Source organism: Psychromonas arctica (assembly GCF_036697365.1).
Lineage (GTDB): Bacteria > Pseudomonadota > Gammaproteobacteria > Enterobacterales > Psychromonadaceae > Psychromonas > Psychromonas arctica_A.
Genome location: NZ_JBAHZA010000004.1, coordinates 106278 through 122362 on the forward strand (window position 1 = coordinate 106278; position 16085 = coordinate 122362).

Below are 16085 nucleotides of genomic sequence, written 5' to 3' on the forward strand. Positions count from 1 at the left end.
TTAAACTCCTAATAACTCTTGTTGTAATGCTTTATTTTCACGTAAATCATCGCGGCTTATTGCTCTATTTATTTCCCCTTTGTCCATCACATAGGCTCGCTTAGCAATGGATAAACAAAAATCTAGATCTTGCTCAGCAACAAGTATTGAGATGTTCTCTTCTTTATTAATGCGTTTTAAAATGCCTGACATTTCATCAATAATTGATGGCTGAACTCCCTCTGTAGGTTCATCTAACAATAGGATTTTCGGTTTTGTTGCTAATGCTCTCGCTAAGGCCAAAATTTGTTGCTGACCACCTGATAATCCACCAGCAAGGTCATTTATTTTGGGGACAAGAATCGGAAAATCTTCAAGAAGCTTTTCAACTATTTGATGAGGATTATGACCATTGGCTGCGGCTGCAACAGCAATGTTCTCTCTCACTGACATACGAGGAAAAACATAGCGCCCCTGAGGGACATAACCAATGCCTAATTTAGCTCTGCTTGTCGGGGATTTTTCAGCTTTTACACCGTCCATCTCTACATGCCCAGCCATCGCTGGAATAGTGCCAGTCGCATATCGCATCACGGTTGATTTCCCCACACCATTTCTGCCTAATAGTGCAACGATCTCCCCCTGTTTAACTTCTAATGAAATATCTCGGATAATGGTTGTTTTTCCGTACCCTCCTGTTGCATTTAAGATTTTAAACATGCTTTCTTCTCCCTAAATAAACATCAAGTACTCTCTCGTCTTTACGTAATGATTGAATGTCACCTTCAGCAAATACTTTACCTTGGTGAAGCACTGTTACGTCTCCCTCCAACGTGCGTACAAAATCCATATCATGCTCAACGATAACAACGGTTGTATGTAACGCTAAAATTCTAATCAAAGATGAGAGTTCTCGAGTTTCTTCTTTGGTCATACCTGCTGCGGGTTCATCTAAGAAAATAACTCTAGGCGCTAAACAAAGTACCATGCCGATATCTAACCATTGTTGTTGACCGTGCGAGAGAGCAGAAGCAGCGACATTAGATTGCTCTTCTAGCCCTAACATATTCAATATTTTATGACTTACTGCTAAGGCTTGTTGATTTTGCTTAGTACGTGAATATGCGGCCACCCAAAGATTATCCAGCACTGATACATCACCGAATATTTGAGGTTTTTGGTTTTTCACTCCCATACCATTTTTGACTCGCTCAAAAACAGCTGAATGAGTTATATCAAGATCACTTAGGTGAACAGAGCCACTTTCAGGTTTATACATACCAACACAGGTTTTTAGAAATGAACTCTTACCTGCACCATTGGCCCCAATTAATGAGTAAGGTTTACCTGGAATAAACGAGCGATTTACTTTATTGACCGGGATCACTCCACCAAACTTTTTAAATAAATCATTTGTGGATAAGCTTTTAGCTGGACCAGCTTGTTGTTCAGCTTCTTTTAAGATCTCTTTTAAAGTATCCCCATCAATTTTTACTGGGTTGGTGTTACGCGCTGCTGCATTAGGATCAGGAAGGAACCTTTTCCATAAAAGATCTAAACTCCCCAAGATGCCATTCTTTAAGAATAATACGAGGAGAATCAATGTTGCTCCTAAGATCAAGGTCGTTTGCCCTCCAGCAGTCCCCCCCAAAACAAAGGATAAAATACCAATAGTCAAAGCTCCCACAAAAGGCCCTGCTAATGTCCCTAAGCCACCGACTAATACATAAATAGGTGGCAAAAAAGCTTCTTGGATAGAGAATATTGATGGACTTAAAAAATTTGACCAGAGTGCATATAAAGTGCCCGCTAAACCTGCAATTGCTCCTGCATAAGTAAAATTAAGCAGTTGATACTTTCGCACATCATAACCAAGCAACTCTGCTTTCTCGTGGTCGATGCGAATACAGTCAATAATGCGACCAAAATGACTACTCATTAAGCGACGAGTCACAAAGTAAAGTATTGATGCGATGATAATAACGGCCATTAACGCTTGGTTAGGGGCCAAAGATTCAGCCTCTTCACCAAAACCAATAATAATGCCAGGAATATTAGATAAACCACTATCGCCAACAATAGATGCTTCACCTACTTTTAGCTTGAATGGCTGTGCAACCGACCAAAGTAATAATGTAAATGTGTAAGTTAAAATCGTGCTTTGTAAAGCCCCCATGCGCGCATAAAAAATAATGTATCCTAATATGACAGCCAACAGCGCCCCAAAAATAGCGCCGGCAGGTAATGCCCATATAATTGAGTTTCCTGTGGTCGCCGAGAAATTAATCGCTACGATACTGCCAAAATAGCCACCCATTCCATAGAATGCTGTTTGGCCTAAACTTAGTAAGCCACCTCTGCCCCATACAATATCCAGGCTCATTCCTAGTAAACCAAAAATCACCCAAGAAGTTGAAACAAAAGCAAGATAAGGATCGATATAATAAGCTACTATCAATGCGAATAAGGTTGAAATAGCAGGTAAAGTGATCCCAGCTGATTGATAAATTTTTTCTGATAAAGTCATATTGATACCTACAGCTTTCTGCGCCATTTAACTGAAACCCCGAACGGGTATAACCAAAGCAATAATGCTGTGATGAGAAAGAAGAAAACTTCGCCTATCACTGAGGATAAAAAGCTTGCGGTGATAGAAGCACCTCCACCTAACCCGAGAGTAGTTAATACGGTGCCAGTTAATGCAACTGGTCCAGCAACGACAACGGCTAAGAAAGATTTAACGGCAAACGCTAATCCCATTGTTGGAGTCGCAGGTACGAGAGGCAATAAGATTGCGCCAGCAAAACCAGCCATGCCACACCCAATAGCAAAAGTCAGAGTATTCACTTTATTTGAATCAATCCCTATGGCTTGTGCCATTTGAGGTTGCTGTATTGAGGCACGAGCTTTCATTCCATATACCGTTTTAGTCATTAAGGTATATACAAATAAAAACATTAAAGCGGCGATAGCTATCATTAATAATCGATAACCATCTAAGCTGTATTCTCCAATATTAATGCTGAAAGATGGGATAGTGGCAACACTTGCTGTGCTTGTGCCAAACAACACGACCACTAGTTGCATGAAGAACATGCTTAGGCCCCAAGTCGCTAACATGGTGTCAAATAATCGGCCATAAAGGCGTCTAATAATGAGTACTTCTACAATTGCCCCCATTAACATGGTAAAAGCAACAGCTAGAGGTATTGATAATAGATAAGGTACTCCTAATTTTGTTAGCGTTAAGGCGGTATAAGCACCAATCATTAAAAACTCACTATGAGCAAGATTAATGACTCCCATGAGGCCAAATACAACGGCTAAGCCCATTGCGGCTATCAGCAAAATTGAAGCGCTGGATAATGATGACAGTAGCACTGTCAGTAGATAGTCGAATTCCATAATTTTTCTCTCAGAAAGTGAAGAAATACACTCTCTTATGAGAGCGTATATAATACCAATTACACTAATTAACTAATCTAGTTTACTTGTTAAAATAATTGGTATTGGGGTAAGTAAACACTATGCTTCTGGAGTGAAATGCCCTACTAGTTTAGGGTTGCTGATCAGGTCACAGGTTTCATTTTCATAACTAGGTGCAACAGCATCGAATGTTTTTATGATGTCAAAACCATAATTATCATCTCCAACCGCAATATAAGTATTTTGTTTTACATGATGAGATCCTGGTTCAACGCTGACAAAACCATTAGGTCCTTTAAAGTTAATATCGCCACTTTCCATCGCTGCATAAACCGGTTTAGATTTAAAAGAACCTGATTTCTCTATCGCTTCAGCCCATAAGTGCACCGCATTCCATGCCGTTACAGCTTCTGGTGAAATAGTTTGTCCTTCACCATAAGCTTTGGCCCATTTATCTAGGAAGGCTTTGTTTTCTGGGTTATCTAAACTTGAAAAGTAAACATGACTTGAAACGATCCCTTTGCTCGCTTTAGGCGTTAGTAATACTTGCTCATTTGCAGTACTGTAGTTTGAAGAAACAACTGGGATATTTTCTTTTAAGCCTGCAGAAGAGAACTGCTCTAAGAACCCTACTTGATTAGGGCCGACTGGAATAGCAACAACGAAATCAGGCTTTGCTCTTTGAATTTTTTGAATGGTAGGTGCATAGTCAGTCACAGTCAGTGCTAGGAACTCTTCCCCGACAACTTCACCTCCAAATTGTTTTGCGTATTCGTGGTACCAAAGTGCTGAGATAGTCCCGTAGTTATAATCCGGTGCCATGATAAACATTTTTGGTCCATACTCTTTTATCGCCCATTCAACCAACGGCTTTATTTGTTGAGAAGCAGAAGGACTGACTACAAATGTTTGTTTATCACATGCACCACCTTCATAAAGCGTACTATAGAAATAAGGCACATCAGCTTTTCTAAAAATTGGACGAATAGCTTCACGAGACGAACTTGTCATGCCTCCAAACACTGCTGCAGGTCTATCTTTTAACACGGTTGTATTAGCATATTGAGTATATTTACTTAGTTCTGATTGTGTATCGTAAGTAATCAACTTCAGCTTTTCGCCTAGTAAGCCCCCTTTTGCATTAATATCATCAATGGCTAATTTAACTGCATTACTTTGCATAACACCAAAGATACTAAAACTTCCCGTAATATCGTAAATAGCACTCACTTTAACTTCAGCAAAAGCTGAATTCATCCCTAAGATTGCGCTACATAAAAATGCACTTTTGACTATATTCTTTTTCATTACTTATTTCCCTTTTTCGGTAGAACCTTAAATTTAAAGCAAAAAAAAACGCAGCTGAATAAAGCAGAAATCTCAACAAAGATTTCTTTTTTATTCAGCTGCGCCGCTGATAATTTGTACTCAATTTAGTTATTAAATAAACTAAGTGTTATTAGTTATATCCCACTTAAAATAATTAAGCAACTATTAAATTTTTAATATATTCGCCTATTTAGCAGCGAGATTTGTCAGTACTTTTAAGACATTTGCGACCTTTTTAACTACCTTGTCACAGCCTTGAATATTGTGTCTTTGCTTAATATATTCTGGATTATTATAAGATATCCAAACCGTATTATCGGCATCTTTTGAGATTAATACTTTTTGCGGTAAATCGATCGCAACCTGTTGTTCACACTGCATTAATGGCGTACCAACTTTTGGGTTTCCAAAAATTAATACTTCTGTTTCTCTTAATTCCAGATCAACGCTTTTAGCATTTTTTTGATGGTCTATCCGAGCGAAAAGAGTCAGGCCTTTTTCCCCTAAAATTTTTGCAAAGCGATCTGCAGTTTCTTTAACGGAGTGATGGCTTTCAACCGAAACAAGGCCTTCTGATGCATGACTATAACTAGTGATAAAAAATGATAAAAATAGTAATGGGAGTAGCTTTTTCATGATGATTTCTCTCAACTAGTAATTCCTTTAATAAGAAATTAGGTAAATGGGAAACCAAAAATAACAGCTTACCTAGCATCACGCTAGTGACTTTATAGGCCGATGTGATGTAAACAAAACTAGAGTTTATTCAGCACGTCAGTGAGATGTTGTAACTGTTGATCATTACCCACTCCAAAACGCAGTGCGTTCTGCTCATCGGTTAAGCGAACATATACGCCTTGCTGGCATAATTTTTCATAAACAGATGCAGCATTATCTAAGAAGACGGTAATGAATAACGCATTGGCTTTGATAGATACATTTGGTAAGTGTGACTTGATCAGCTCTTGCAGCTTTTTACTATATTTTTCAAGGCGCAAGCTTTGTTCTATTTGCCACTGTCTATCTTGTAATGCTTGCTCAGCGATAAATAATGCAGGCCCGTTAATTGACCAAGGGCCAATGCTTTCTTTAATGATATCTCGCCAGGTTTCAGTGGTGCATGCAAAGCCGATACGGATCCCAGCTAAACCAAAGAACTTACCAAAAGAACGCAGTACAATCAGATCATCATATTCGTTGTCGTTATCATTCGCGCTATCATTGTTATTTTCATTATAGTTAGTGAGATGAGGCACAAAACTAAACTCAGAGGGGAAAATATCAGCAAAGGCTTCATCAATAATCAGTAGTGCTTTCTGTTGCTGACAATGTGCTTTTAATTGAGTTAATTGCTGGATAGAAAAAGTATCAGTGAGTGGATTATTTGGATTAATCACTACTACGACGCTATTTTTTTCAACGTTATCTGGTAACGTATCTTGATAAAAATGTATTTGGTATCCCGCTAAAGACCAAGCTCGTTGATGCTCTTTATAACCGACTTTGGGTAAGTAAGCATGCTGTATTTTTCCTGATTTGATCGCGCTGTTTTTATCATTCCAAAGCGAAGGTAGCTTTTCGATTAATTGTTGGCTGCCTGCAACTGGCCAGCAAAATTTAGCTTGATAATACTGTTGAGCAGCAGTGATCAAAGAAGGTGAAATAGTAGGAAGATCTTGCCAGATTTTTTCTGGAATGGCCGAAATAGCATAACTAAACGGTGCAATTCCCGTTGAAAGATCTAACCACTCTTGTTCAGGGATTCCGAACTGCTTTGCGACTTTACTTAGTTGCCCACCATGGATAATTGCCATTCTTTCAATAAACCTTATATACGTCTTTTATGCCATATTAATCACGATAATTAACTGCTCTATTTTACTTATTAAAATAACTTATTTCTTCGTTGTAATTTTCGTAAATAGAACAACTATAAATCACACTAGCCATGCCCCAAAAGCAACAATCACTAACCAAAGTACTACAGCTTGCTTTACCAAAGTTAAACTCGATGCGATATGTTTACTTTGTACGGAATCACCTTCACCTAGTTGAGGAGAAACGACTGTTTTTCCAAAATAAACCGCACTGCCACCTAAACAAACCTGTAAAACCGTTGCGCCTGACGCCATCACCCAGCCACCATTATGGCTTTTATAGTCTTGACTCTGTTGGTAAGCGTTATTTAATGCCTGTCGTGCAGTACCATTAAATAACCCTATGATAACGAATAATAAGGCTGTGATTTTAGCGCTAATAAAACCTAGTAAGTCGTCAATACGAGCGCTGCATTTACCAAAGTAGTTAAACTGTTCGTTTCGGTATCCCCACATCGCATCTAGCGTATTACTTAGACGATGTACAATAACCAATGGTGCTCCACCTAACACAAAATAAATTAAGGTAGCCGTCACCCCATCGTGACCATTTTCTAACATGGACTCAGTGGTTGCTCGACTGATCGCTTGCGCGTCAAGTTCACTGGTATCGCGGCTTACAATGTACGAACAAAAGTGTTGTGCTTGTGGTAAATCATCTTGGCTTAAAGGGTGGTATATTTGCATACCGTGCTGGTTCAAACTGTTTAATGCCACAGCCCAATACACAATATAAATATTGATTAACAGTATGAGGTAAACCGGTAAAGTCCATATTAAGAGTAAATAAATTAACGGTACAGGTAAGACTAATACTGCCCATCCAATTATACCTTTAATGAAGCGTTGTTGTGACGTGCCTTTGTTTAATTTTTTCTCAATGAAGTTCGCTAAATTACCAAAGAATATTAATGGATGATAACGATTAGGTTCACCAATAAAGTGATCGATGACCAAAGCCATTACCAGTGTAAACAATACACTCATAAGCTTGAAAAAGTACCTGAATCATGATCGTAACTTAATGCAATAAGCTCTGCATTTTTGTAGTCATAACCTGTGCTTACACTGCCTTTTGACGCTGAGTTTGGAGTAAGATTAGGAACAAATTGTGCCATGAAACAACGTAGAATATCGCCGTGAATAATGATTAAGCTAATACCTTGGGTAGCGTTTTTTAACTCTTCTCTTAATGTCCCTTCAAAGCGTGTTAATAATTGCTTTGAGCTTTCACCTTGTTGCGGCTTGCAGTCTGTAATCTGAGAGGTGATTTCATCATAATCACTTAACGTGTTGACCTGATACGTATATTTACCTTGCCAATCACCAAAATGACGCTCTTCAAAACCTTTTATTTGTATCGGTGAGAGCTGTAATACTTGCCCACAAATATCAGCAGTTTGTACTGCTCGACCTAATGGAGAAGTTAAAATTTGCGTGATATTTAATGCTCGGCATTGCTCAGCTAACGATCTAGCTTGTTGTTTGCCTTGAGCAGTAAGAGGACTGTCTAGTTGACCTTGAATACGCTGTGCAACATTCCATTCAGTCTGTCCATGACGGGCAAGATAAAAAATAGTTTTGTTATTCAATGTGAACTCTTATTTTAATAAAGGTAAAAGTTAAGACAACTATAATAAAATTTGATTCAACGGTTTTCGAATATAACCTGTTGATATAAGAGCATAGTATACATGGCTTAGTGGGGAGTAAACAGTTATCAAAGATTGTTGATAACTGTTTATTATTAAGCGTGAGTGGTTACTCAATTATTTATTGAACAGCGCTACTTACGATGTGCTAATGCTTCACCTTTAACGCCATTCTCGATGCGATCTTTTTCCTCATCTAATAACTCTTGAGGGAATTGACTCATAAAGCAATTACAAATACCTTCACCGATCATCGTTCTTGGACCTAAAGGGTGAGCAATGTGCTTATACACGCCATGGCTATGCGGTTCTGCATGGCTGTGACCATGAGCATGGCTATGATCGTGCGAATGACCGTGATCATGTGAATGGCTATGGTCATGCGAATGACTATGATCGTGTGAATGGCTGTGGTCATGTGAGTGATCATGATTATGCGCTTCAGGATCTTGGTACTCAGCATGATGATGATGAACATCCACTTCGCCAGCCGCTAAGCGACGCTTGAAGGTTGCCATTAAGTCTTCGCCTTGTACTTGTTGGTTATCCATAATATTACGAACACGTACTTCAAAAGCATCAATCACTTTATCGTGATCACGTAGGTACGGTGTATTAATGAATTCAACTTCTGGATTTTCTTTGGCTACTTTATCAATATATCCAGAAATACGTTTAATTAAACGCCCTGTGAACAAGAAGTAAGGTGCAACAACAATACGCTTAAAGCCAAGTTTTAATAGCTTCTCAAGCCCAACACCTACTGATGGATAAGTCACGCCAGAGTAAACGGTATCAGCCCAACCAAAGCCCATATTTTCACTAACAATGCGCGTTAATTTAGCAGCTTCTGCATTTGCTTCAGTATCTGAAGTACCACGTCCCACAACCACCAGCATAGTATCGTAAAGTTCTTTAGGTGGATTATCTGCATCCAGTCCTAATGACTCATAAATACGTGCTTGAAAGGCATTGATCATAGGTTGTTGTAAACCTAATTCTTGACCGTACGTCACTTGTAAACCCGCATTTTTTTCTTCAAAGGTGGTTAATACTGATGGAATGTCATTTTTAGCATGAGTCGCCGCAAATAACATACCTGGAACTGCGTATATATGGTTAACACCTTGCGCGATTAGACTATTTAATCCCATGTGGATATTAGGCGCTGAATACTCTAAAAAACCATATTCAATAGGCATATCAGGAAAACGTTTTTTTAACCCTTCTGCGACTAATGAAAATTCAACTTCAGCATCTTTATCACGACTGCCGTGACCACATACCATAATGCCTTTTTTAACTACTAGTTCATTCATTTTACATCTCTTTTCTTGTCTATATTTATGCTGAGCTGATTCGGCTGCCATGGTACCAATAGCCATAAAAACAGCAACGTTAACTTTTACTTTTTTCTTGCCATTTATTTTCAAACAAAAAGCTTTCTATTGGCGCTGCTTCACCCCATTTTTGTTCGATTAGCATTGGTTTTTCATAAAACTTTTCAACATGCCCGATACACAAAATTGCAATCGGTCGGCTATCGGCTGGCATCTCTAATAAATTAGCCAATTGAACAGGCTCAAATAATGAAACCCAACCTAAACCAATGCCTTCTGCCCGCGCGGCTAACCACATATTTTGAATGGCACATGATACCGATGCTAAATCCATATCTGGCATGGTGCGTCGTCCAAACACATGCTTTTCACGGCCGTCAGGTAATGCAACAACAATCAATTCTGCGCATTCAGCAATCCCTTCTACTTTTAACTTTAAGAATTCACTTTTACGGTCATCTAATAAGTCAGCAGTAGCATTTCGCTCTGCGGCTACCAGTTGTTGAATATCAGTTTTTAGCGCAGCGTTAGTCACACGTATAAATCGCCACGGCTGCATTAAGCCAACACTTGGCGCTTGATTTGCGACGGTTAATAAACGCAGCAATAAGCCTTCTTCCAATGGTTCAGGGCTAAAATGACGCATATCGCGGCGTTCTTTGATTACTTTATAAATTGCCTGCTTTTCACTTTCTTGATAACTGTGCTGGCTCTTCATGACTTACTCTCTTGCATTTCATCACACTGTAACAATAAGTCTTGTAGCTTTTCTTGATATTCATCAGGTGCTTGCCATAAACCACGTTGCGCTGCTTCCATTAACCTTTCTGCCATTTCTTCCATTATTTGTGGATTATTATCTTTTAAAAACTGTTGATTCTCTTGATCCATCAATAGCGTATCGGTGACTTGCTGATATTGATAATCGGCTATCAAATCAGTAGTCGCATCGTAAGCGAACAAATAATCGACTGTTGCCCCCATTTCGAAAGCACCTTTATAACCATGCTCTCGCATTGCCTCGATCCATTTCGGGTTTAATACGCGTGAACGTAACACTCGGTTTAGTTCCTCTTTTAAAGTGCGGATCACCGGCTTACTTGGATTACTATGGTCGCTATGATAAATGGTTGGCGCTTTGCCAGAATAAACTTGAGCAGCGTTACTCATACCGCCTTGAAATTGATAATAATCGTCTGAATCTAGCAGGTCATGTTCGCGGTTATCCTGGTTTTGAACCACCACGTCGATATTACTTAATCTATCTAAAAAGGCTTCTTTGGCCTGCACGCCATCTTTGTCGCTGTTACCATAGGCGTAACCGCCCCAGTTTAAGTACGCTTCTGCTAGGTCACTTTTTTCTTCCCAGCAACGCTCATCAATTAAACCTTGTAAACCCGCACCATAAGCACCTGGTTTAGAGCCAAATACACGGTAACTTGCTTGTCGTTTAGCTTGAGTTACATTCATGCCGTCGCCAATTAATTGTGCTTCACGTTGTTGAATATTGTGCTGAATTAAATTGTTATTACCCGGCTCATCAAGTTCACTTATCGCTACCACTGCCGCATCAAAAAGTGCCATGACATTGGCAAAGGCATCACGGAAAAATCCAGAAACGCGTAAGGTAACGTCAACACGAGGTCGGTTCAGTAATTGGAAAGGAATGATTTCAAAATCTACCACTCGGTGGCTCCCTTCAGCCCAGATAGGTTTAACCCCCATTAGTGCAAAGGCTTGCGCGATATCATCACCGCCAGTACGCATTGTTGCCGTTCCCCACACCGATAAGCCCAGTTGTTTAGGGTAATCGCCTTCTTCTTGTAAGTGACGATTGATCAGTGCTTGTGCTGATTGCTGACCTAATTCCCAAGCCGCTTTTGACGGAATAGCTCGGTTATCCACTGAGTAGAAATTACGTCCTGTCGGTAAGGTGTCTAATCGACCACGAGTAGGAGCGCCACTTGGTCCAGCTTCAATAAACTTACCGTCAAGCCCATCTATAATCGCACTCAACTCATTTTCAACACTTTGTTGTAAGGCTTTATGGATTGTTTGCTGCGCATAAGTGAGTAAGGTATGCGTTGCGGGAAACTCAATTAACTCAGCGAGATCGTTGCCTGTTAATAAATTATCCGCTAATAAGTAATGTTGCACCCATTGTAAAGCCAGCAGTTCTAAACGCTCGCGGGTATCAGCGGTGCTTCGCCATAATGAATCACAGACAGTCGCCAATAAATCAGGTTTAGGCCCAGTCCAATTTTCACGGCCTGCGTTTAATGGATCAAACAATTCTCCATCAAGCAACAATGAAAAATCACTGACTAAACAGTGTAAAATACCTTGGTTAATGTGCCCTTCCCCACGTGGTAAACGTAATAAAGCAATTAAGGTATTTGCGATTTTATGGTTCTCGGGTAATTCCCCTAAAATATGCAAGCCATGGCGAATTTGTGATTCTTTAATATCACACAAGTAAGTATCTAACTCTTCTAATACTTGGTTATCATCACCACGTGCTGCTTCATTTAATTCATCTAAGATATTAGTGCTTTGTACTTTCTCTAAAATTTGTTCTCTAAGCCATACTTCACGTCGAGTATCTAATCCTTGCGCTTGATAATATTCATCCACCAAGCCTTCTAATTCTGCCATGTCACCATAGGTTTCGGCACGTGCCATCGGCGGCATAAGGTGATCGACAATTACAGCTTGCGTACGACGTTTAGCTTGCGCCCCTTCACCGGGATCATTGACGATAAATGGATAGAAATGTGGCATTGGACCTAATACCGCATCTGGCCAACACTCGTTAGACAATGCTAAGCCTTTACCGGGTAACCATTCTAAATTACCGTGTTTTCCCACATGAATAACTGCATTCACTTGGTAAGTAAAACGTAACCAAAAGTAGAAGGCTAAGTAGTTATGCGGCGGAACTAAATCAGGATCGTGATAGTTAGCTAATAAGTCGATATTAAAACCACGCGCAGGTTGAATACCTATAAAGGTTTCACCTAAACGGATACCGGCGATCATTAATCGCCCATCACGACATTTAAGATCATCTTCTGGTTGCCCCCAACGTTCGGTAATCGCTTGTTGGCTGGCTAACGGTAGTTCAGCAAAATACTTTTTGTATTCGAACAGAGAGAGGCTTTGCCAACAGGCCAAATGATGTAAGGTATTTGGGTTATTTGTAACGGATTGTAATAGTTGTTCAATCAGTTTATTTCCGTTCTCAGGCACCTCGCTAATCGGATAACCTGCTGTTTTTAAATTGGTTAATATATTAACTGTTGAATTCGGGGTATCTAACCCTACGCCATTGCCTATTCGCCCATCTTTTGTGGGGTAGTTTGCTAAAATTAAAGCAATGCGTTTATCTTGATTAGCCGTTTGAGATAACTGAATATATTTTTTAGCTAGCTCAATTACAAACAGCGCACGCTCTTGGTGTAATTGATATTGCACTAAAGAGATCTGTGTTTTTTCATCGTAAAATGCTTCACTTTTGAAGCTAATCGCACGCGTTAATACTTTGCCATCCATTTCCGGTAACACCACTTGCATGGCGATATCACGACTGCGTAAACCTTGTTTATAATCTTGCCAATCTTCTAAAGTACTACTTGATAACACTACCTGAAGAATAGGAATATCAAGGTCAAATAAACGTGTAAAGCTATTTGGCTGAGAACTTAATCCGGGTGTGCTTACTGTGTTTGATGCAAACCCTGTAGAGTTTAAAATCAGACGACAATCATGCTCAACCAACAAGGCATTAACGACTTTCATAGCCTGTGGATCTTTTAGTGAGCTGATCACGATTGGGAGCGGATTTAAGCCATTTTCTGACATTAATTCGATCAATTGATCGAACATTTTACAGTTTGCAGACTGTAAGTGACTACGATAAAACAGTAATGCGGTAACTTGTTGCCCCGCTTTCCATTGTATATTTTGTTGATTGTAAAATTGCGCGACAGGTAAAAACTCTGCTTCTGAAGATACGACCGATAAATCAAAAAACTGCTGATTTAAAAAGGTAAATAATTGCGCACTATTTTCAATGCCACCCGCTCGACAGTATCGCCAAACCTGATGTTGAACTTGTGCTGACACAGTTGATAACTCGATTAACTCGGGATCGATATTATCGTCGCCAGGCACTAAAATAAGATGGCGATTAGGTGCTTCATTTGACCAACGAATAAGCCCTTCTACACCATATTGCCAATAAGCTTTGCCACCTAATAGCGACACCACCACCACCTGCGTTTGCCCAAGGACTTTATCTTCATAAAGGTCGAAGGCTGCTGGCTTTAATAAGTTAGTCCAATTCACTAAACGCGCTTCTACTAAAGCGTGAGCTTCAGTCGCTGTTTGATATCCAGCAGAAAGAGCAGTTAATTGACTATCGGCGGCGCTGAACACCACTAAAGGCGCTGGAGATTGTGCTAAATCGACAATCCCCTCTTGTTCAACAAACCCACCTGGTTGTGCTGCTAATAGGTGCATTAACGATTAAACCTCTGCTCTTTTTAGAATAGCTGTTACGGTCGCTTCATCTAAGCCTTTACCGATTAATACTAATTCTGTTTTTGGCGTTTCTGCAGCTTCCCATAAGCGGTCAAAATGCACATCTAAGCGCTTACCAACGGCTTGTAACACTTGACGCATTGGTTTGTTTTCAACGGCTGCAAACCCTTTAATACGAAATAGATTAAATTCATTTAATAGCTTTTCAACGTTAGCTTTCAGTTTGTCAGCATCCACTTTACCCAAGCTGATCACCATTGAGTCAAAGTGATCATGCGCGTGGTCATGATGTGCGCCATGAGCATGGTGATGATCGTGGTGATTATGTACTTTATCGATGTTCTTCTCAGAGCCAGCATTGATACCGATTAATACTTCTAATGGCACGTCACCGTTATTGATGTAAGCCGTTTTTACTGAGCTTGGTAAACGTTTTTGTACAACGTCTTTTACACGTGATTGCTCCGCTTCATTTAATAGGTCACTTTTACTCACCACAACCAGATCTGCAGAGTTTAACTGATCATCTAATAGCTCTTGTAAACTTGGATCGTGATCCAGGCTTTCATCCATTGCACGCTGTTTTAATACTTTATCTTCGTCAGCAGCAAAACGTCCTGCAGCAATAGCTGGGCCATCTACCACAGTGATAACGGCATCCACTGTGCAGTGCTCTTTAATACCCGGCCAGTTGAACGCTTGTACTAATGGTTTTGGTAACGCTAAACCTGATGTTTCAATGAGGATATGGTCAATTTGATCACGACGCTCAACCAATTTTTCCATTACAGGTAAAAACTCTTCTTCTACCGTACAACAGATACAACCATTGGCTAGTTCGTAAATACCATCTTCACCACCAACTAATTCAGCGGCTTCATCTTCACATTCTAATGGGCAACTACGAAGCAGTTCTGAATCGATATCTAACTCACCAAATTCATTCATGATCACGGCAATACGTTTGCCTTTGGCTTTTTTAAGTAAATTAGCCAGCAGAGTGGTTTTACCGCTTCCAAGAAAACCAGTTACCACAGTCGTTGGGATTTTATTTAATGAAACATTACTTGCTGTCATCTTGAGCCTCTAATTCTTGTATTGATAATTCGCCTTTACGACGACGGAAAATATTGGGTTTGTCTTTATGGTAAAGGTAAGAGTCTTCAAAGTTAGTGGTATCTAATACATGTCCAACTAAGATTAACGCGGTTAATTTGAAACCTTTCGCTTCCACTTTTTCAGCGATATCCGCTAACGTGCCAGTCACTTTATCTTGATCTGGCCATGAGCTGCGGTAACAAACAGCAACAGGACAATCTTCACCATAGTGAGGGATCAACTCCGCCACGATTTTGCGAATTTTAGTAATGCCTAAATGGATTGCTAAAGTTGCCCCACTTTGTGCTAATTGTGGTAAACGTTCGCGCTCTGGAAAAGGTGTTTTGCCTTCATAACGAGTCATTATGACCGTTTGAGATACACCAGATAAGGTTAATTCTTTACCTAAATAAGCTGCAGAAGCCGCTGTAGCACTAACACCAGGTATCACTTCATATTCAATACCGTGTTTGTCTAAACGACGAATTTGTTCTGCGATAGCGCCATATAATGCAGGGTCACCACATTGTAAGCGCGCGACATCTTTGCCCGCTTTTGCAGCCTCAACAAAATAAGCTTCCATCTCATCTAAGTTGATCTTGGCAGTATCAACAATCAGTTCTGCACTGTCTTCAACATCTTGTAAGGTTTGACGTGGAATTAAAGATCCAGCGTACAAAACAACAGGACATTGCTTTAATAAACGAGCCCCTTTAATCGTCATCAACTCAGGATCACCTGGCCCTGCACCGATAAAATAAACTTTCATAGTTATTCCATATTTTAATAATTAATCTTTAATTTTACCCAAGGCAAAAGCACCACTCCTCATTTATCGAGTG

13 protein-coding genes are annotated in these 16085 nt (G+C 39.8%); all 13 read right to left on the reverse strand.

The window, feature by feature from the left end; translation table 11 throughout:
* On the reverse strand, window positions 1-699 hold the full coding sequence (locus V5290_RS05925) for an ABC transporter ATP-binding protein (RefSeq protein WP_333382827.1): 699 nt from the start codon (window positions 697-699) through the stop codon (window positions 1-3).
* Entirely contained in the window at window positions 692-2533 is a 1842-nt protein-coding gene (locus V5290_RS05930; protein WP_333382829.1) for an ABC transporter permease subunit, read from the reverse strand. Before V5290_RS05930 ends, V5290_RS05925 begins: the two co-directional genes overlap by 8 nt.
* Entirely contained in the window at window positions 2515-3384 is an 870-nt protein-coding gene (locus V5290_RS05935) for a branched-chain amino acid ABC transporter permease (protein ID WP_333382830.1), read from the reverse strand. Before V5290_RS05935 ends, V5290_RS05930 begins: the two co-directional genes overlap by 19 nt.
* A gap of 120 nt (window positions 3385-3504) precedes the next feature.
* Complete coding sequence (locus V5290_RS05940; RefSeq protein ID WP_333382832.1) at window positions 3505-4713, reverse strand: ABC transporter substrate-binding protein; 1209 nt, start codon at window positions 4711-4713, stop codon at window positions 3505-3507.
* Between the two features lie 207 nt (window positions 4714-4920).
* Complete coding sequence (locus V5290_RS05945) at window positions 4921-5385, reverse strand: DUF302 domain-containing protein (RefSeq protein ID WP_333382834.1); 465 nt, start codon at window positions 5383-5385, stop codon at window positions 4921-4923.
* Window positions 5386-5489: 104 nt separating this feature from the next.
* Window positions 5490-6548, reverse strand: coding sequence for a threonine-phosphate decarboxylase (locus V5290_RS05950; RefSeq protein ID WP_333382835.1), 1059 nt, complete (start codon window positions 6546-6548; stop codon window positions 5490-5492).
* 123 nt (window positions 6549-6671) lie between these two features.
* A complete protein-coding gene (gene cbiB, locus V5290_RS05955) occupies window positions 6672-7598 on the reverse strand; it encodes an adenosylcobinamide-phosphate synthase CbiB (protein WP_416351600.1) in 927 nt (308 codons plus the stop codon).
* On the reverse strand, window positions 7595-8203 hold the full coding sequence (locus V5290_RS05960; RefSeq protein ID WP_333382839.1) for a histidine phosphatase family protein: 609 nt from the start codon (window positions 8201-8203) through the stop codon (window positions 7595-7597). The genes cbiB and V5290_RS05960 overlap by 4 nt, the downstream gene beginning before the upstream one ends.
* A 194-nt stretch (window positions 8204-8397) precedes the next feature.
* Window positions 8398-9696 carry a sirohydrochlorin chelatase gene (locus V5290_RS05965; protein ID WP_333382841.1) on the reverse strand — a complete coding sequence of 433 codons (1299 nt, stop codon included), beginning with the start codon at window positions 9694-9696 and terminating at the stop codon, window positions 8398-8400.
* Window positions 9662-10321 (reverse strand): 5,6-dimethylbenzimidazole synthase, encoded by a 660-nt coding sequence (gene bluB, locus V5290_RS05970; RefSeq protein WP_333382842.1) that lies wholly within the window; start codon window positions 10319-10321, stop codon window positions 9662-9664. Before bluB ends, V5290_RS05965 begins: the two co-directional genes overlap by 35 nt.
* Window positions 10318-14124 carry a cobaltochelatase subunit CobN gene (gene cobN / locus V5290_RS05975; RefSeq protein WP_333382844.1) on the reverse strand — a complete coding sequence of 1269 codons (3807 nt, stop codon included), beginning with the start codon at window positions 14122-14124 and terminating at the stop codon, window positions 10318-10320. Before cobN ends, bluB begins: the two co-directional genes overlap by 4 nt.
* Window positions 14125-14130: 6 nt before the next feature.
* Window positions 14131-15222, reverse strand: a complete 1092-nt coding sequence (gene cobW, locus V5290_RS05980; protein WP_333382846.1) for a cobalamin biosynthesis protein CobW — start codon at window positions 15220-15222, stop codon at window positions 14131-14133.
* A complete protein-coding gene (gene cobM, locus V5290_RS05985) occupies window positions 15209-16012 on the reverse strand; it encodes a precorrin-4 C(11)-methyltransferase (RefSeq protein ID WP_333382848.1) in 804 nt (267 codons plus the stop codon). Before cobM ends, cobW begins: the two co-directional genes overlap by 14 nt.
* Between the last annotated feature and the right edge of the window lie 73 nt (window positions 16013-16085).